Origin of the sequence: Sphingobacterium sp. UBA7631 (assembly GCF_002483935.1) — a bacterium.
Classification (GTDB): domain Bacteria; phylum Bacteroidota; class Bacteroidia; order Sphingobacteriales; family Sphingobacteriaceae; genus Sphingobacterium; species Sphingobacterium multivorum.
Genome location: NZ_DLIX01000004.1, coordinates 624,013 through 644,009, shown reverse-complemented (window position 1 = coordinate 644,009; position 19,997 = coordinate 624,013). Strand labels below are relative to the sequence as shown.

Genomic DNA, 19,997 nt, shown 5'->3' with positions numbered 1-19,997 from the left:
TTTTATTAAAAACTAAAGTTTTTGTTATGCGGAAATTAATAATGAAAATGTCTATTTCCATCGATGGATTTGTTGCGGGCATCCACGGTGAACTTGATTGGATGTTTAAAAGTGGCGACGATCATTCTAGCGCATGGGTTTTAAATATTTGTGAATCTGCCGGCATTCATCTAATGGGTCGAAAGACCTTTGAAGTAATGGCTTCCTATTGGCCTGCTTCGACAAATCCTTTTGCGGCAGCAATGAATGAAATCCCTAAAGCTGTCTTTACAAAAGAGGGCTATCATCCCAAAACAAAAGATTTCGCAGACAATACAAAGCTTCCTGCGAATTCCTCTTGGATGAATGCCCGGGTTTTTGATGCAGGTCTCATTGAAGGAATTAAAGCACTAAAAGCAGAATCTGGGAAGCCAATATTGGCGCATGGCGGAGCTGAATTTATGCGAAGTTTAATTGAAACCGGATTAATTGACGAGTATCATTTGATCACACATCCAATTGCATTGGGTACTGGGCTGCCCATCTTTGACGGTCTTTCCAAACCCTGTGAACTAAAGCTTATGCACGCGCAGGTTTTTCCAGGTGGTGTTGTCGCACATACCTATTGTCCGGCGTAGAATGAACATACGACATCTAGATGTCGTATGTTCATTCCAGCAGCTAGCTTTTTAGAAATTCAGTGAATCGGCAGAGGGGCCATAACTTGCTGGAAGGGGAATATCATTGAGTCTATAGTAAACACCTAATTGTGCCCTGTGATGTGTAATCTGGTTTAATGAGTGACGAATAGCACCGTATTTGCTCCAGCTTGCCAGTTCATGGCCGTCATTTTTAATGGTCCAGCTTGGAATTAAGTCTTCCTCCTTAGCTGTTTCTAAAGCCTTTTTTCCGGCTTCGTAATCTTCGTCTAATTTTTTTAAGAGATCATCCCGGGTCAATAGACTTGTTGGCACATAAGCACTTTTGGCAAAGTCAAGTTCTGAAGTCTTTAAAATGGTACTTGGCCATTCGAAAACTTCGACTAAGTGGGTTGCCAGACGCATCATTTTCATGCTTTTTTCATGTGGGACATATTCATTCTTGCCTTCAGGAAAAAGTGCGATAAAGTTTTTTGTAATTTGATATTCATTCGCTAATTCTTCTTTTAATTGTGGTAATGTTTCCATGTTTTTTACTGTAATAATTTAAAATTCGATTAGTTATCCTACTAATAGCCTTCGCACTGGAATTGTTTTTTCGTTTAATATTTTTCTTTTCCTACTAAGGTTAAACAAAGATATAATCACAGGGTGACAGCTATGTGTCAGTATGAATTATCGATTTATGATAAAAATAAAATAGTGGCAGTTCTTATTATCTCATGTTGTTGAAAACTTGGACTGCAGAGGTTCGAGTATTTGTTTTTTTATAACGTTTATTTACGCAAGCGCAGCAAATAATAAAGCAGGTCAAGCGAATTGTAAAAAGGGTGAAAATGAGCATATAGACTAAGTATATTTGATTGGTAATTAATTAAATAAAATAGAACTATGGGAAATAAGAAAGCAATATTCACTTTTGTAGGCCTGGTATTGGTTGCAGCAATTGGTATCGGTATATGGGCTTACCGTCTTTTGGGAAATATGGAGGCGGATCAGGAAAAAACAGAACAATTATCTTCCCGAATTTTAGCAGGTTTTGGCGATCATACCGCTATTTATAAATATCCAGTACAATTGTCCACAGTAGACTGGGGGAAGAGCTGTCTAATTCTTGAAAATGGCGGTGCCGGTGATTTGGGAATAACTTATAAGGAAAAATGGAACGAGGCATTGGGAACAATAGATAATTATCCCGGTGATGCTGTCAAAGGCATTGTTATGATAGCGATGGACATGCAGGAAAAAGGTGAGTATGTTAATAAAATCGGCCAAAGAGATAAAGCTTATCAGCGCAATTATATCATTAGCTATGTAGAACTCGACAAGAAGGTAGTCATTGCCCGCGATACTCTATATGGTGAGGAGCCGCCTTTGGTGAATCGTTCCTCCGGTTCGGGAGCTGGTGACTTCCCCTCGGAAACAGAAGTTGTAAATTCGGTCAAAAGTAGGTTGAAGTTATAATTTTTTTTTCTTCGTTTATGGAATTTTGATATTCTTCGCATCCCTGCACGAAAGTTGAAGTGCCGGATGAAAGAATCTAGTACTTGGCTTTAGGTAAATTTATCTATTTTAAAAGAATTTAGCCAGTATCTTAAACATGAAATGGAAATCAATTGTTGTATGCTTTTTAGCTGTTCTGTATTCCGTGGTCCTTTGTGGGCAATCGACCTTATTCAATAGTCCGCGTGGATCTTCTGACTATTATATTTATAAACTGAGCCCAGAAGTTTTAAGAAAAATTCACTTGGGAGAGAAGAAATTCGATGAAACTATGCTCAGCGATTTTTTTCTTAAGTATAAGGCCGGAAGTCCACAGCCGACTTTACCTCCTGGTAATTATGTCCAGGTCCGCGCCAGTGGAGCTGATCTCATCTATCAGGAATTGATTAGTGATAACCTATATGTCAAGATTATCCCAGCAGAAACTTTTGCGATTTGTCTATACGATTCTTTGGGAACGATTATAAAAGATGCGCAAGTAAAAGTGAAGGGACGTCGCATGTCATTCGATAAGAAGTTTCATTACTATAAAGTTGCCAATGCAAATAATGACGATATTGTCAGTATTGAACATAAGGGTGTCTATCATTACCTGAGTGTAGAGCGGAGTTGGCCTTACAAAGACAGGGTTCCATTATGGAAAGGGATCAAAAATAGCTTGCTTAGAACAAAGTTTAAGATTAAGAGGTTCTTTCATAAACAGGAAACTGAACAGACAGAAAGCTTTATGGTTTTTAACAAGCCAATGTATAAGCCAAATGAGCAGGTTAAATTTAAAGCTTATCTTGAGGAAGAAAAATGGAAACCTTACCGTGATTCTATTGCCGTACGTCTGACAGGTGGATATGGGTATGCCAAAGATACCGTTTTGACCCGACTTGCTCCCTATCGTCCGGGAATGTACACCTTTGAATTTAATTTGAAGGGGCTTGGCCTTATCCTTGATAAAGATTATGGGATCTCTTTGGAATCTACAAAAACCAAAGCCGTCTTGCATCAACAATCTTTCCGATATGAAGATTATGAGTTAAAAAGCCTAAGTTTTAATATGACGTCCGAAAAGACGAAATATGCTAAAGGAGACAGTGTGCGACTGAAACTAAAAGCTTTAAATGAAAATGAAATGCCCATATATGATGGGAAAGTAGATTTGCGTGTTGTGACAAGTCCACTTTATACGCTTGATGTAAAAGCCAATAAGGTTAATTTTATTCCAGATACTTTATGGCAAACGAGCGTTTCTCTCGCAGATGTGGCGGAAAAGGAAATTGTATTACCCGATTCAATTTTTCCGGCTGACATTGGTCTTACATTTCGGGCTATTGGCACTTATCTAAGTTCAGATAATGAAAGAATTGAACGAAGTCTCGACCTCAATATACTCAACAGCGAAAAAGAAATTCGTATTGCTGTAAAAGACGGGCATGCAGAGCTGAAGTATTTTGAAAAAGGTGTTGCGATGCCAACAACTGCTCAGCTAATGATATTAGGTGAACATCGCGAAATGCTGAAGACTGAAAATTTGAGTTTACCTAATTTGGTTTCTATACCCTGGCAGGCTGAAGAAATTGTTGTCAAGTCGAATGGATTGAGTAAAAGTGTATATTTAGAGGATCAAGAACAGGCACAACTGAATTATCGGTTTTATCGAACTGCGGATTCGGTGATATTGCATGTCAATAATCCCGCTATGATTCCATTTTGGTATCGTGTCCATCGTGCTGGTCGTACGATTGCTTCGGGTTATCATACCACGTTAAATAGTAAATTTTTAGCCCGTGGAAAAGACGGGTATAGCATGGAAATCACCTATCTTTTTGGAGGAAAATCAAAAGTTATCCAGGAAGAATTACCCTATGTGGAGAAGAATTTAAATTTGGTAGTCAACACGGCGACGACAGTTTATCCGGGGCAGAAGGCTGACGTGGAACTTTCGGTTACGGATAAGAATGGTAAACCTTTGAAGGATGTTGATATTACGGCCTATGGTTTTACCTCAAAATTTAGGTCAGCAACCGCTCCAAATATTACTATGGGTGGTCTGATGCGAAGGGCAAAAGTCTCACAAAATCTTAATTTTAGTTTGGATGATGATGAGAAGGCACATCAGGGAGCTCTTCAAAATTGGGCAAAATGGTCTAAAGACATGCAGTTGGATACGATGGCTTTTTATCGGTTTTTATATCCCAAAGATTATTATCAGGAGTCTCTTCCTTTAGATGCTGTCAAGAGCCAGATTTCCCCTTATGTCGTTGTAAATGGTGTGGTGCAGGGGATACATTTGGTATGGATAGACGGCGTGCTGACTTATGCTAAGCAAGAGCAGCAAAACAACAGCAGTATTTTTGAAGTTGCTCCGGGTCAGCATGATTTTAGATTTAGGACCAAGGATCGCGACATTCGTGTAAGTGGCTTTTATATTGAAAAGGGAAAAAAGATCATTGTTTCCTTTAATGCCTCACAGGATACGATTGGTTTTACCTACCCCGAAAAAGCATTCAGTAAAGGCCAGATTTTGGTTTACCAATTACCTAAAGAACAACGTGGCAAGTTCTACGAAAACGAATTGACTGAATTGAAGCGCCAGTTGATTACAGTAACCAACAATTTTGGAGCCTGGCAATTACCCAATAATAATGTGTTGATTGAGAGGCCAGCATATATCCAGACAGCTGGAGATCTCTATTACCTCAATCCCGTAAGAAAAACCGTTTACGATAGTCGGTTGCGTACACAGGTTCCTGTGCCACTGATGGTAGGACCATTTCCAAGGACAGAAATGTATAATGGTGTGTCCAAAATAGGTACGCTCATGGTTGATACAGCGAAAATTGGACGTTTTGAAATTGAGGGGGGCTATCAATATAGCATCTATAAAAATTATCAAAAGCAAAAAAGCTGGGATGGCAATCCTTTGCGGATTGATCTGTATGATTTCAAGCCAAATTTAGATTTTCAGGAGAAGGTATGGTCATTGGAGGATATCAAGGCAAACGTAGAACGTACTTTCAAAGAGATCATGCAAAATAGCACGGGATTGGCACAATTTGCTACGGTGAAGAAAGGAAAAAATGAGGCTATTTTTAAATTGAATTTAACTTTGGGCAATGATGTTGCACAGAAAGGCATCCGGCCTACATTGATCTTTATTGAACCGACGAATGTCGAGGAGAGAATGTATTTTCGACTGTTTTACGGTGGACATCGAACTTTTGGAGATCTTCCAGTCGGCGATGTTACTTTGCATATTGTAAAGGATGATTCAACTTCTTTTAGTTTGCCAATCAAACTCAAAGCCAATGGGATGAATTATCTCCGGCTGGATTCTATTCAATGGAGCAATGCATCCCAAGCGGCAAGATTGGCTTACAAACTTGTACGTGATGAAATTATTGTGCGTACCGTAGAAAATCCATTGCGGGATTCTATAAGCCATGGGCAAGAGATTGTTCCGCAGCTCTTAAAAATAGACCGGGAAGATTTTAGAACGAAGAGAAAGAATAATAAGGTCGCCAGGGTCTTAGTTTATGATGGGGATACGCCATTAATTGGGGCTAAGGTGAGTGTTCCGGATACCAAAAAACGATATTTCACAAGCTTTGATGGTAGTGTGGAACTTGAGCTCTCCGATGACAAAAATACGGTACTTGAGATTGCTGCTTTAGGGTACAATACCGCTACGGTCAAAGTCTCCAGTGGCAAAGATTATTTCGTGGAATTAAAGCCAAGCGAAAATCAATTGGATGAAGTGGTTGTTGTGGGGTATGGCGTCCAAAAAAGGCAATCATTGACTGCGGCAGTGAAATCGATCAATGCTAGGATGGATGGGGTGACTACAGCTATGCTGCAGGGGGCTGTAGCAGGGATTCGTATTCGTGGCGCTGCTAGTCCGGCCCCCAATGAAAAACCATTGATTTTAGTGGACGGAGTCCCTTTTGAAGGTGATATTTCAAGTCTTGATCCATCGACTATCGCGTCATTGAATGTGATTAAAGATCAATCTATGCTGGGATTGTACGGTGCGCGGGCCGCCAATGGCGTGGTGATGGTTCAGATGAAAGCTGGAGCATCTGCGACATCGACAGGTGCTGTGGATATGCCCTATTTGGAATCTGGAAATACGATGCGCGTGAACTTCCGCGATGATGCATTCTGGCAGCCAAAGCTAACTACCGATGCTCAGGGAAAAGTTAATTTTGAAGCGACCTATCCGGATGATATTACCAATTGGCGAACATTCTTTATCGCTAAAGGAAGTAAAAATTTCGCCGACATAAAAGAGCTAAATGTCAAATCCTTTAAAGCTGTTTCGGCACATTTGGCGACTCCCCGATTTGCCATCAGAAGTGATCAGTTTACAGCCATGGGAAGGGTTGTTAATTATCTTAGCGACAGCTTGCAGCTCTTGCGTACCATCAACAATGGGCTGACAACGCAGGAGGCAACGTTGAAAATTGCGAAGTCCTATCGGGATCCTATATCAGTTATTGCCGCTCAGGGGGACAGCGTCCAACTTTCTTATTCGATCGAATTGTCAAATGGATATTTTGATGGTGAAAAACGTAGCATTCCGATTTTTGAAAAGGGGCTTGAACAACATGAAGGAGATTTTAAAGTACTCAACAGTACCGCAGAATATTTACTAAAAACTTCTCCAGCACTAGGCGAAATCACCTTGCATGCCGAAGCAAATTCGCTGGAATTTTTACAACGGGAAATTGAATCGATCGATCGTTATAAATTTCTATGCAATGAACAGATGGCTTCCAAATTGAGCGCATTACTTTCCAAAAAAGAGCTGACAAAATTGATCGGAAAGCCCTTTACAGAGGATAAGAAAATAAAGGATCTTTTGAAGGAGTTACAGAAAAACAAAAATTCCAATCAGGGCTGGGGTTGGTGGAACAAAAGTGAAACTGTGACCTGGATCAGCAACTATGTGATCGGGGTACTGTTGGATGCCCGAGAAGCCGGCTACCAGGTTGAGATCGATACGGAGATTTATGCAGAACGTGAAAAGACCATGTTGAAAAGCAGCTTGGCTTCGCTGGATGTTCTATTGGATAAAGATAAGCTTCACGGGGCCAAGGAGAATTTGTTTAGCTCCTTGATATATCTACTCCGGTTGGATCCTAAAGCTGATTACAAAGATTATTTCTTCGAAATCGACACAAAACTGAAAAGTAAAACCATCAAGGATAAACTGTTGAAATATCTGTTGATTTCAAAACTGGGTCTTAAGGATTCACATGCTGCAGATACCGTTCTTAAATACGCGTCAAAGGCTGTCTTAGGTGGGCTCTATTGGACTTCTGGAACTACAACAGATCAGAAAGGCGGATTTTTTATGCGCCCAACGGAAACCAATACCGAGAATACATTGTTGGCTTATGGTGTCTTAAAATCAATTGGTGGTCATGATTCAGATTTAGAAAATATCCGTAATTACTTTTTCGCGCAGCGGCAGCAAAACCAATGGTATAATATCTACGAATCTTCCCGTATCATACGAAGTATTCTTCCTGATGTACTGAAAGAGGGTGAATCTTTCCAGGCACCGGTAATGGTCATCAATGGCAAACGCGTCACTGCATTTCCGTATACGCAAAGCTTTAAGTCGGATGAGCAGATTAAAGTGAGGAAAGAAGGGACGGGGCCGGCTTTTGTGACGGCTTATCAAAATTTTTGGAATCCCAATCCAGCTGTAGAAAAAGAAAAGGGCTTTGCCGTGGCAACGCGATTTAAGGACAATGGTGCTACGGTAGCGGCACTCAAGGAAGGGAAGCCTGTAAAACTTGAAGCAAGCGTAACATTAACTGGTGAAGCTGAGTATGTGCAGATTGAAGTTCCGATACCGGCGGGATGTTCTTATGAAACCAAAACCAATGGATACTATAGAATCGAGGCGCACCGAGAGCATTTCAAAGATCGTGTTGTCATTTTTTGCAACAAACTGAGGAAAGGTACACATACCTTTGAGATCGAACTTTTACCTCGTTATACCGGGACTTATACTGTCAACCCCGCGAAGGCTGAATTAATGTATTTCCCGACATATTATGGAAACGAGAAAATGAAAGAAATCGTGGTGGAGTAAGTGTATTGTTAAAATAAAAAGGGACTTATCACATGATAAGTCCCCAACATATAAAAACTAAAATTACAAGTGCGCTATTAATGATCCCATCCGCCTCCTAGGGATCTGTATATCGCTACGCTTGCTTTGAGTTGGTTGACCTTCTTCTCAACGAGCTCAAATTTAGATTCCAGGGCATCGCGTTGCGTTAGCAGAACTTCCATATAATCTGCGCGAGCGTATTTAAAGAGGTCGTTGGAAATACCGATAGACTCATTTAATGCATCAACTTCCTTGGTCTTAATTTGTAGGCCATTCTCCAGATTTTTAATTTTGGAGAGCTGGTTTGCAACTTCAATATAAGCAGCCAATATGGTCTGTTCATAATGGTAAACAGCCTGAACCTGTCGTGCATTGGCATTATAGTAAGCCGCCTTGATCGCTCGTTTGTTAATCAGGGGCGCAGTAAGTTCTCCAACGAGCGAAGCCAGAAATGATTCCGGCTTAACGAGATAAGTTGGATCAAAGGCCTGAAACCCTACACCAGCAGCAATATCCAAGGTTGGGTAAAAGCGGGCTTTAGCCGATTTTATATCCAGTTTGGAAGCTGCAAGTTCATACTCCGCCTGCTTAATATCGGGTCTGTTTTCTAATAGCTCCGAGGGAATACCTGTGTAGACGGTTTGAGGAACAAGCTTGTCAAAAGAGGCTTGGTCTCTTTGAACCGGCTGCGGGAATCTTCCAACAAGGTAGTTTATTCTATTTTCTGTTTCTGTGATCTTCTGCTTGATATCATATTGCATACCTTGGGTTTTCAATATCTGGGCTTCGAATCTTTTGACCGCTAATTTATTGGATCGCGCATTTTTCTTCAGGTCATTCACGACGACAAGGGCGTCGTTTTGAATCTTTACATTCTCATTGATAACCAGGAGTTCGTTGTCCAGCGCTAGGAGTTCATAATAAGAATCTGCAATTTCGGATATTAGGTGAGTTACCATAAAGTTTTTGCCTTCCACGCTGGCAAAATACCGTTGCAGCTGCGCTTTGGTCGCATTGTGAAGTTTACCCCAGATATCTGTTTCCCATTGTGCCTGTACACCAACTCCAAAATCAAATAGCGGTTCAGGCATTTCACGTCCGGGTTCGATTTCTGTATTCTTTTCCATCGCTCCAATGTTTGTGTAGCGACTTACTTTGTCGACCCCCGCGCCAACTTTTACGCCTACGGAAGGTAGATATTCACCTTTTTTGGCGCTTACCTCTTTTTTGGCTATTTCAATTTCCTGAAGCATAATATGTAGCTCCTGGTTGTTTACTAGTGCCTGACCGATCAATCCTTGTAAATTGGGATCGCTGAAATAGCTGTTCCATTTTATTTTTCCTGTATTCGCGGTGTCGCTGTCGGCATCGCCATATTTATAAGGAACGGTTCTATTTTCGGCACGTTGTTTTATTTCCAGTGGTTTGCAGGCTGCAAGACTGAGCAAGAAAAGTGCAAAACCTGTATAGTGATATAATCTATTCTTATTCATAATGTATCATGTCTTCGCTTAATGGTGATTCGTCTTCGGCTTGGATCATTTTTCTTCCGTCAGCCAATTTTGCAAAAATGTAGTAAAGTCCGGGAATGACAATAACGCCAAAGATTGTTCCGACAAGCATACCGCCCAGTGCTGAGGCACCTATGGTGTGGTTACCGATAGCTCCCGCGCCGCTGGCAAAGACAAGTGGTACAAGTCCCGCGATAAATGCAAATGAGGTCATGAGAATTGGTCTGAAACGCGCTCTTGAGCCCTCAATAGCTGCTTCTAATATGCTATCGCCAGCTTGGCGCCTTTTCACGGCAAATTCTACGATAAGCACCGCATTTTTACCCAATAAACCAATAATCATGATCAGCCCGACCTGTGCGTAGATGTCATTTTCAAGACCCATTGCCTTTAATAAAAAGAATGATCCAAATACACCCACGGGTAGCGACAACAATACCGCAAATGGAATAATGAAGCTTTCGTACTGTGCCGCAAGTACAAGATATACGAAGACTAAGACAACCAAAAAGACATAAACGGCTTCGTTTCCGCGTTGAGCCTCATCATAGGACAAGCCCTCCCAGGCAACTTTATAGCCGTGTGGTAATGTTTGAACTGCGGTTTCGTTGATTGCCTGAATAGCGTCGGCTGTTGTATACCCATTTGCCGGAAGTCCACGGATGGCGGCCGAATTGTACATGTTGTAGCGCGTGATTTCATTTGGTCCCTGTGTTTTTTTTAAGGTCATAAAGGCCGAATAAGGAACCATCTGGTCATGATCGTTTTTGACGTAAAGGTTCATGATATCGGAAGGTAGCCTTCTAAATTCTGGTGAAGATTGTACATAGACCTTGAAGAATTGACCGAAACGGATAAAACCCTGCTCATAGGTACTACCGATAAGGATATTGAGGTTGTCCATGGCTTTACCAATGGAAACGCCTTTTTGCATGGCGGCGTTATTGTCAAATACCAATTCGTATTGCGGGTAATTGGCAGCGAAGAAAGTGAATACACCAGTTAACTCTTTGCGCTTTTTGAGATTAGCAATAAAAGCTTTATTGACTTTATCGAAATCTTGGTAATCGGTTGTCCTATTGAGGTCCAGCAGGCGCATGGAGAAACCTCCTGAAGAACCAAAACCCGGAACAGCCGGAGGTTCGAAGAATTCAACTGTTGCACCTAGATTTTTTGATTTTTCTTCAAGTTCTTCCATGATCTCTTTAACGGAGTGTTCACGTTCACCCCAGGTTTTGAGGTTGATAAGACAGGTTCCGGCATTCGATCCACGGCCTTCGGTCATGATTTCATAACCTGCCAGTGATGAGACAGATTCAACCCCATCTACCCCTTGACAGATCTTTTGGAGCTCTCTGGAAAGCTTATTGGTCTGTTCCAATGTTGATCCTGGAGGAGTCTGAATAATGGCATATATTGTACCTTGGTCCTCACTCGGTATAAAACCTCCTGGAAGCGTTTTGTTAATGACGAAAATTCCGACACAGAATGCTATTAAGATACCCCATGTAATCACTCTTCGGCCGGCAATTTTACGAAGTAAGGAGGCATATTTGCCCGTTATTTTATCAAAAGTACGGTTAAAAAGGTCGAGCGATTTAGTGAATACGTTTGATTTTTTTGGTTTACCATGGTTATTTTTAAGGAGCATCGCGGCAAGCACAGGAGTAAGGGTTAATGCGACTACTGCAGATATCACGATGGAACTCGCCATGGTAATTGAAAACTGACGGTAAAATGTTCCCACAGGGCCTGTCATAAATGAAATGGGGATAAAAACGGCCACCATAACAGCTGTAATAGCGATAATAGCACCTGCGATTTCGGCCATGACTTCTTTTACAGCACTGTACGGCGATATAGCACTTTCTTCCATTTTGGCATGTACTGCTTCAATGACCACAATGGCATTGTCTACGACAATCCCGATGGCAAGCACCAATGCAAACAAGGTCACTAAGTTGATCGACATACCGAACCATTGGATGACGAAGAATGTACCTATCAGCGAAACGGGCACGGCGATGATTGGAATCAAAGTCGAACGCCAATCGCCAAGGAAAATAAACACAACAATGGCAACTAAAATAAAAGCATCGCGTAGGGTATGCATCACCTGTTCGATAGAAGCATCCAAGAATTGGGATACGTCATAACTGATTTTATAGTCTATACCTGGAGGAAAGTTACCTTTCATCTCAGCAAGTTTTGCCTTCACATCTTTAATAACGTCATTAGCATTACTGCCATAATTCTGTTTCAACACAATTGAAGCCGAGGGATGCCCGTCTAAATTGGAATAGATGTCAAAGAATTCACTTCCCAGTTCGACTTTAGCCACGTCTTTTAACTTGATGTTTTCACCGTCGCCGTTTGCGCGAACGATAATATTGTCGTATTCTTCAGGTGTATTGTATTGTCCTTTATAAGTTAGGACATATTCGAGGGATTGCGCTGCAATACCCGAGCTTTGTCCCAGTCGACCGGGACGGCCGATGATACTTTGTTCTCCTATCGCTTTCATCACTTCATCAACTGATAAGCTATAGGCACGCATACGATCGGGATTTAACCAGACGCGCATGGCATATCTACGGCTACCTAAGATTTGTGATTTGGCGATACCATGAATACGATTGATTTCAGGAATGATGTTTACCGTTGCATAGTTGTACAAGAACTTTTCATCCATGCTTTTATTTGTACTGTAAAGATTCACGTACATCAGCATACTGGGCTGAATGGGATTGACGACGACTCCTTCCTTTTGAACAAGTTCAGGCAATAGTGGCATGACTTGATCCACCCGGGTTTTGACCAGTACTACGGCATCGTTGGGATCCGTTCCGGGGTCAAATACGACGTTTACGGTCGCTTCACCGGCGCTGGTTGCATCGGTAGCGATATAGCGCATTCCCTGTACACCATTGATTGCATTCTCCAGTGTAATCAGGGAGGATTTTACAAGTACATCGGCACTTGCACCAGGATAGGCAATGGAGACCGCCACTGTAGTCGGTGCGATTTTTGGAAATTGCTCTGTAGGAAGCTGCTTTATGGCCAAACCTCCGATAAATAGGATGACAACCGATATGACAATAGCAAATACCGGTCGATGTATTACTTTTTTAAACATAATGCTGCTTTTTTAATTACTCTGCATATAAATCTAAGTTTGACATGACTTTCTCCGGAGTCTGATATTTGGATTCAATGGTCTGGTTTTCCTGTACCATGCGAAGTCCATTGAGCAGAATCTTTTCATCCTTGCCCAATCCGGAAGAAACAACATAGATATGCGGCAGTTCGGCAGCAACTTTTATTTCTCTTGCTTTTACTTTATTATCTTTTGTAATAACGTAAACATATTTTTTTTCAAGCTCCTCAAATGTTGCTTTCTGCGGTATCATAAGCGCATTGTTATAGGGCGATGTAATGACGATATTGCCTGTCTCACCATAACGCAGTAATCCCTTTGGATTCGGAAAAGTCGCTCTGTAGGCAATATTTCCAGTTTCATTATTGAAGTCTGATTCAATTGTTTCAACAATACCCTCATGACCGAATTCTTTTCCATTGGCCATGTTTAACCGTACATGCAGCGGGCCATTGTCTTGTTTTGCGTCCATTTGATTGAGGTATTCCACTTCGGGTACATTGAAATAAACCCACATTTTACTGTTATCGGACAATTCCGTGATCAACTCGCCTTCGTCGACAAGACTTCCTTTACGGACGTGAAGCTTACCAACGATTCCGGAAAACGGTGCTACGATGTCCGTAAATTTGAGATGAGTATTCATCGCGGCTAGCTCAGCTTTGGCTTTTTCATATTTTGCTTTTGCCATTTCAGTTTCCTGCGGAGCGACAATATCTTTTTCGGACAGATTTTTGGTGTTCTGATATTCGATTTCAGCATATTTTACCTCTGCTTTAGCACGATTAACATCGGACTCATAGAGGTTGGGCATGATTTTAAATAGGGGTTGTCCTTTTTGTACAAATTGACCTTCATCGACAAATATCGATTGAATGTAGCCTTTTTCCTGCGCGCGCAATTCAATATGGTTGATCGAACGGATTTGGGCGACATAGTCTTTATTGACGATTGTATCCTTGACCAAAGGAGTAGTGACATTGAAAACTGCAGCTTCTTTTTTGTCTTTTTTTCTGACTGACAGCTTGTAGATAGAATAATAAGGCACAGGCTTATATACATAAAGCTTCTCATGACCATGATAATAGTTTTTTAATTATTTCCGAAAAATTGAACAATAGTGTGACCTGCTTCCAAGTGATTTTGAAAGCTATTTTGATGTTTTTTTAAGAAATTATTAAAAAATCACAGCCTGAATACACTGTAATGGATATAGAGAGCGTTTTTTCTAGAAGTAAGCTGGTTGGAATTTGCAAGCGAAACTGCTGTGCGTGTATTTTGAAATTGAGGATGGATATACGATATTATATTCCCAAAATCATCCCCGGTAAGTGCAAATAAGTTAGGGCTATTGGAATCACTTCCCGCGTCATCATTTTCATTGTCATTTTCTGAAAAATATGCCCTTAATTTTTCATGCCGAGGACGTTTAGTTTTGCGAATAACTTTGGTGTCATAATCTTCGCTTTTTACTTGCTTGTTGAAGTGGTTGACAGCGTGAAGATTGCAGGAGGGGATATTATTTGGTGTTGGCACATGATACCAGCCAAAACTGATAAGTATTGCGCAAACTACGCCGAATAGATATTGATGGAATTTTCCTTGCATCCTTGAAAGCAAATGTAATTAAACTTTAAAAATGATACAAGTGATTTGGGTATCGAAATTTTAAAGTTTATCTAGTATTGTTACAATTATTGAAAATTGACATTGCTGAAATGTAAAAAGGTCTGCGATGTTATTCTGAATACCTTTGCCTATCAAATTTATTCTTGCCGTTAATTTATAACTCTTTTTTAGGAGTTAATGCCTCTTTTTTAAACGGTTTTAAGCGTTTTTTGATTATTTCTTAGCATCTGAATTGCTTTTTCTCCCCTTGTTTTTCTAGTTTGTTCCTGTTTAGCTGAGCCTACCCAATCACAATATCCCTGTTTGTATGATTTGGAGAGTGTTTCAAAAAAAACATTGGCTTTTTCGTCCATATCCAACAATTGTTGGAGTTCCATAGGAACGCCTTCAATATGTTCACCTTTTTTTAGCATGTATTTTTATCATTTGATTCCCGATAAAAATACATAAATATCTTCGAGTTGCCGGTCTTTATTGCATGAATACTTTTGACTTGCCGTTAGGTAATACGATCAGGGGATTGCAATACTTTTTCTTGAAATAAGACTTACATGTTGCCGCTGTCTTTATATGTGTTGAAACATATATCGCTCTTATTTGTTCTTCTATTAGTCAACAAAAAAAATTCAATATGAAAGCAGTACGTTTTTTTGGGCATAAAGATGTCCGCGTTGTGAATGATCTTGTGAAGCCCGTTCCTAAGGGCGATGAAGTATTACTAAAAATTGGTGGTGCAGGTGTTTGTCATTCTGATCTCCACATTATAGATGAGGGGACCGTTGTAGGTACGGTATTTACCTTGGGACACGAAAATGCGGGCTGGATTGAAGAAGTTGGATCGGATGTAAAAGACTATAAAAAAGGAGACGCGGTACTGGTCTATGGCCCTTGGGGTTGTGGGCACTGTAAGCCCTGTCAGCAATCAAAGGAAAATTATTGTGATCACCAGTCTGAAATGGCCTATGGTGGTGGGCTAGGCCTTGATGGTGGGATGGCGGAATATATGCTTGTCCCTTCTTCGCGTTTACTGGTCCCAATTTATGACTTAGATCCAGTCATTGCTGCGCCATTAACGGATGCGGCACTTACTCCTTATTCGGCGATAAAACGTTCGATAGGCAAATTGACAGCGGATGAGTATGTGGTTGTGATCGGAGTTGGAGGTTTGGGCCATGTTGCCTTACAAATACTAAATGAAGTAAGCGCGAGTTCAATTATTGCCTGTGATGTCACCGAAGAAAAACTAGCCTTTGCTAGAGAACTGGGCGCAGCCTATGTGGTTAATTCGAAGGATGCAAATGCAGCCGAACAAATCAATAAGATTACGGGCATTAAAAAAGCTAAAGTAGTGATTGACTTTGTCGGCGCAACATCGACTATAGATCTAGGAACAAAGGTTGTTGGTTTGGATGGTGATCTGACAATTGTTGGATTAGGTGGGGGACACTACCAGTACAATATGTCGGGGCTTCCTTTTGGTGTGAGTATGACAAACCCATATTGGGGCTCGCGGGTTGAGCTTATGGAAGTTGTAGGTTTAGCTAGGCAAAGGAAGATTCATATTGAAATTGAGCAGTTTAAGCTTGATCAGGCTAACGAAGTTTATGATCGAATGCGCAATGGTAAGATCAAAGGAAGGGCTGTACTGATTCCTTAATAAAAAAAAGTCTATCTTTTTAGTAGTTTATTTTGGTTTTTATCTTTTTGATGTTTATCTTTGTTGTATCATAATTTAGGTTTATAATTGGTTATTTAAGGTTTTCATTCTCCCCGTTTGAAAACCTTTTTTTTAAAGTCTCTCTTTTGATTGATTATTAAAAACCTTCTGCCTTCTTTACTGTTGTAATACTAATAATCCGCGCTGATTTATCTGCAAAATATTTATGGACAAAACAATTCTCGTACTCACCGATTTTTCTGAAAACTCATGGACTGCTATTCGATATGCGGCGAATCTGGCTAAAAAATTTAATTGGACAGTAGAACTTCTGCATACTTATACCATCCCAATAAAAGACAGTGTCCATGCGAAAATGGAGAATATGTTTTTGAAGCCTCAGAAGGAAGAGGCTGAAAGCATGCTCAAGGACTGGCAGATACGTATCGACGATGAATTTCCTGATCTCCGCTGTAAAACCGTAAGTTTGGCCGGCAACTTGGAAAAAACGGTACTAAACTTACTACAAGAAAAGGAATATCATTTTATCGTCATGGGAGCTAAAGGTAAAGGTATGATACAGAAAGCTGTCTTGGGAAGCAATACCTTCGCCCTGATAAAAAAGAGTCCAATCGGTGTCTTGGCAGTACCCATCACTTTCCAAAAATTTGGGTTGCAAAATATCGCATTACTGAGCAATTTTAAAGCGTCCGAATATGATCTACTCGACAGTTTCACCTTACGTGTACCGGAGAAATTTAATCTCAGCCTGTTGCACGTAACACAAAAGTATATCTCTCCAAAACAAGAAGATATTGAAGACTGGAAACAAAAGCTATCCGCCCAATTTTCGTTTAATAAAATTGATTATGTGGAAAAAAATGCGGTCAATCGTTTAGATTACAATATGCCTATACCACGTTGTATCGACTACATGGTGGAAATCGAAGCTATTGATCTTTTACTTGTGTCGTACAGTCCTAAAAGTTTTTTCAAAAGTATATTTTCCCGAAATCTTACGAAAGCAATTTATCGCAACCTGACTGTACCTACCTTTTTTAAGCGTAATTTATATTAATTGCGGGTAATCTCCTCCTGCTTATCACTTTCCATTGGTTGATAGTACACGTTTTAGGTAAAGGGAAAATGATTAAACTAAAGTTAGTAGCCGCGATTTTATAATTACTAACGGAGCTTTAAATTGCGTCTCCGATGTGAGGTAATCTATTCATATTTTTCATTAGCTTTATCAATAATTGTATAAAATATAAACATAATGAGCCTTTGGATACTTCCTTTGATCGCAATACTTTCCGTAAGTCCCGATAGTACACATGTAGGAGAATATAAGTTTGCTGAAATGCCCAGTTGGAGTGATGAGTTCGATTATGATGGTCTTCCGGACGCAAAAAAATGGGGATATGATGTAGGCTCCTTGCATAATGGTTGGGGAAATCATGAACTTCAATACTATACAGATGCAAACAGGAAAAATGCAAGTGTTGCAAATGGTGTTTTACGTATTACTGCAATAAAAGAACAATATGAAGGGTTGAACTATACTTCTGCCAGGCTGGTGAGTAAAAACAAGGGCGATTTTCTATATGGTCGATTTGTAGTCCGAGCCAAGGTGCCGAAAGGGAAAGGTACGTGGGCAGCCGCTTGGATGTTACCGACAGATTGGGTTTACGGAGGATGGCCACATTCGGGAGAAATAGATATCATGGAGCATGTCGGTTATGACGAGAATGCAATACATATTACCGTTCATACAAAGGATTATAATCATTCTATCGGAACTCAAAAAGGAGTGATGAAACGAATTGATCAGGCAACATCGGAGTTTCATAATTATCGGATAGACTGGACCCCCGAGTATATTCGTGGTTTCGTGGATGATGTACAGATCTACAGTTTTCCAAATGAAGGAAAAGGCAATGGCGTGTGGCCATTTGATAAAAGATTTCATTTACTATTGAATCTGGCCGTTGGTGGAGATTGGGGCGGTGTGCAAGGCGTCGATAGCAGCGCATTTCCTGCAGAGATGGAGGTGGATTATGTCAGGGTATATGATTTACTGAAACCTTAAATGAATCTTGTTTTCATCTATTTTCTCTAATTTATAAAGATTAATTCAAATGTTTAGGCATCAAGGGAGAGGAAGGAATTATATTCATAATTTAAAGTTAGCCTCTATTTTATCTTGTGTGGCGGGTTTGGTCAATATTACAGGTGTTCTTGCCGTTAGCACTTTAACAACGAATGTCACAGGTCACTTCGCATTTTTTTCAGAACAGTTGATTTTAATGAATTATAAGATGGCTTTGATTTATCTGTTATACATTGCTTTTTTTTTAATGGGAGCTACCGTTTCAGGTTTTATTGTAGAATTAGCTTCAAAAAAGAAATCACATAACGCTTATATCATTCCAATTTGTATGGAGTCTATTATCTTAATTAATGTAGGACTGCTCCCAGCTTTATTTAAAGCAGGGCCAACGTTACCAACCATAATTTCATTTGCCCTGCTTTTTGCTATGGGACTTCAGAATGCCCTGGTAACGAAGGTGTCACAATCAGTTGTCAGAACGACGCATTTGACGGGATTGTTTACTGATCTTGGTATTGAAATCTCGCAGTTACTTTTTTATAGAGAAATTGCTGAAAAAGTGAAATTACACAAAAGTATTTTTCTTAAGTTGATGATTATTGGAGGCTTTTTTATTGGGGGAGTTGTAGGCGGCTTTATGTTTCAATATTTTAAACTGAAAACATTATTGTTACCGGCTAGTATGCTTTTATTTGCCTTATGGTATGACCATATTCTACTTAAGTTTTATCATTTGAAGCGAAGCTTAAGACCGGATGAATAGGTTCGATTAAATTCATATTTTAGCTTAATAACATGAACTATTCCCATATCCTGTTTGAAAAATTAGTATTATCTGCCGGTAGATTCAACATTAGTGAACCATTGTACTGCATTCTTTTATTTGAGAAAGCGACGAGTTTTTCGGTTGATTTGGTGACATACCATGCGGATCCTAAAAGTGTTTTGTTTTTGTCTCCCTATCAGTTGTTTACGATGGATGTGGTGCAGAAAAGTACCTTTAGTGTGCTAAAATTTCACGGCGATTTCTATTGTATAGAATATCATAAAGATGAAGTTGCCTGTAATGGAATTCTATTCAACAACATCTACCAGCAACCTCATGTGTTGCTCTCAACAGCTATTTATCATGAGATATCAACTATCATGGAAAAAATAGATCAGCTCAAAATGTCGTCGGAATCCTATGATCAGTCATTGAGCAGAACCTATTTACAGCTGATTTTAGCGCTGGCGAGTAGACAAAAGCTACTTTTTAACGACCTACAAAAACCGTATTGGGCTCATAGAGATATTATTGATGACTTTGAGCAGTTTTTGGAAAAGAATTATAAAGCGCATAAAGAAGTTACCTTTTATGCAGCGAACTATGGTTTAAGTCCAGCCGTTTTTACGAAAAAAATAAAATTGAAATGGGGAAAATCCCCTTCAAAGTTGATCCAGGAACGCCTCGTATTGGAAAGTAAAAGACAGCTCCATTTGACGGCCAAAAGTATTAAAGAAATAGCAGCCAATTTGCAGTACAAAGACGAGTTTTATTTCAGTAGATTTTTTAAGAAGATGGTAGGCGTATCTCCTAAGGTATTTCGGAAGCGGGTCGGTTTATCAATTGTTGCCGAAAAGTCTATGTTATAGATCTATTTGTCCATGTTGTGGATTTAAGCCATTGTTTAG

14 protein-coding genes are annotated in these 19,997 nt (G+C 40.1%); 8 read left to right on the top strand and 6 right to left on the bottom strand.

The window, feature by feature from the left end; all coding sequences use genetic code 11:
- Window positions 1-26 precede the first annotated feature (26 nt).
- The gene (locus B3P16_RS07470; RefSeq protein WP_046675080.1) at window positions 27-617 is read left to right on the top strand and encodes a dihydrofolate reductase family protein; all 591 of its coding nucleotides are present in this window, start codon (window positions 27-29) and stop codon (window positions 615-617) included.
- A gap of 51 nt (window positions 618-668) precedes the next feature.
- Here the strand turns inward: B3P16_RS07470 and B3P16_RS07465 are convergent, their stop codons facing one another.
- Window positions 669-1,166 (bottom strand): DinB family protein, encoded by a 498-nt coding sequence (locus tag B3P16_RS07465; RefSeq protein WP_046675081.1) that lies wholly within the window; start codon window positions 1,164-1,166, stop codon window positions 669-671.
- A gap of 363 nt (window positions 1,167-1,529) precedes the next feature.
- On the opposite strand from B3P16_RS07465, the gene B3P16_RS07460 reads away from it, so the two are divergent.
- Together B3P16_RS07460 and B3P16_RS07455 are read left to right on the top strand one after the other, a co-directional pair.
- Window positions 1,530-2,102, top strand: a complete 573-nt coding sequence (locus B3P16_RS07460; RefSeq protein WP_286842168.1) for a hypothetical protein — start codon at window positions 1,530-1,532, stop codon at window positions 2,100-2,102.
- A gap of 136 nt (window positions 2,103-2,238) precedes the next feature.
- Window positions 2,239-8,238, top strand: a complete 6,000-nt coding sequence (locus B3P16_RS07455; RefSeq protein WP_286842165.1) for an alpha-2-macroglobulin family protein — start codon at window positions 2,239-2,241, stop codon at window positions 8,236-8,238.
- Between the two features lie 77 nt (window positions 8,239-8,315).
- Here B3P16_RS07455 and B3P16_RS07450 read toward each other — a convergent pair whose 3' ends face one another.
- From B3P16_RS07450 to B3P16_RS07430, 5 genes are all read right to left on the bottom strand, one after another.
- Entirely contained in the window at window positions 8,316-9,752 is a 1,437-nt protein-coding gene (locus tag B3P16_RS07450) for a TolC family protein (RefSeq protein WP_286842164.1), read from the bottom strand.
- The gene (locus B3P16_RS07445; protein ID WP_286842161.1) at window positions 9,745-12,906 is read right to left on the bottom strand and encodes an efflux RND transporter permease subunit; all 3,162 of its coding nucleotides are present in this window, start codon (window positions 12,904-12,906) and stop codon (window positions 9,745-9,747) included. The genes B3P16_RS07450 and B3P16_RS07445 overlap by 8 nt, the downstream gene beginning before the upstream one ends.
- Window positions 12,907-12,922: 16 nt before the next feature.
- Window positions 12,923-13,975 carry an efflux RND transporter periplasmic adaptor subunit gene (locus tag B3P16_RS07440; protein ID WP_286842159.1) on the bottom strand — a complete coding sequence of 351 codons (1,053 nt, stop codon included), beginning with the start codon at window positions 13,973-13,975 and terminating at the stop codon, window positions 12,923-12,925.
- Window positions 13,976-14,112: 137 nt separating this feature from the next.
- Window positions 14,113-14,535 carry a hypothetical protein gene (locus tag B3P16_RS07435; protein WP_046675088.1) on the bottom strand — a complete coding sequence of 141 codons (423 nt, stop codon included), beginning with the start codon at window positions 14,533-14,535 and terminating at the stop codon, window positions 14,113-14,115.
- Window positions 14,536-14,744: 209 nt separating this feature from the next.
- A complete protein-coding gene (locus B3P16_RS07430) occupies window positions 14,745-14,969 on the bottom strand; it encodes a YdeI/OmpD-associated family protein (RefSeq protein ID WP_286842156.1) in 225 nt (74 codons plus the stop codon).
- Window positions 14,970-15,187: 218 nt separating this feature from the next.
- On the opposite strand from B3P16_RS07430, the gene B3P16_RS07425 reads away from it, so the two are divergent.
- The 5 genes from B3P16_RS07425 to B3P16_RS07405 all read left to right on the top strand — a co-directional run bounded on the left by B3P16_RS07425 (window position 15,188) and on the right by B3P16_RS07405 (window position 19,958).
- Window positions 15,188-16,213: an NAD(P)-dependent alcohol dehydrogenase gene (locus tag B3P16_RS07425; protein WP_286842153.1), complete on the top strand. Its 1,026-nt coding sequence runs from the start codon at window positions 15,188-15,190 to the stop codon at window positions 16,211-16,213.
- 226 nt (window positions 16,214-16,439) lie between these two features.
- Window positions 16,440-17,291 carry a universal stress protein gene (locus B3P16_RS07420; protein ID WP_070566902.1) on the top strand — a complete coding sequence of 284 codons (852 nt, stop codon included), beginning with the start codon at window positions 16,440-16,442 and terminating at the stop codon, window positions 17,289-17,291.
- 198 nt (window positions 17,292-17,489) lie between these two features.
- The gene (locus B3P16_RS07415) at window positions 17,490-18,302 is read left to right on the top strand and encodes a glycoside hydrolase family 16 protein (RefSeq protein ID WP_112375860.1); all 813 of its coding nucleotides are present in this window, start codon (window positions 17,490-17,492) and stop codon (window positions 18,300-18,302) included.
- 49 nt (window positions 18,303-18,351) lie between these two features.
- Window positions 18,352-19,086, top strand: a complete 735-nt coding sequence (locus B3P16_RS07410) for a YoaK family protein (protein WP_070566898.1) — start codon at window positions 18,352-18,354, stop codon at window positions 19,084-19,086.
- Between the two features lie 32 nt (window positions 19,087-19,118).
- Window positions 19,119-19,958 (top strand): helix-turn-helix domain-containing protein, encoded by an 840-nt coding sequence (locus B3P16_RS07405; protein ID WP_112375861.1) that lies wholly within the window; start codon window positions 19,119-19,121, stop codon window positions 19,956-19,958.
- The last annotated feature ends 39 nt before the right edge of the window (window positions 19,959-19,997 follow it).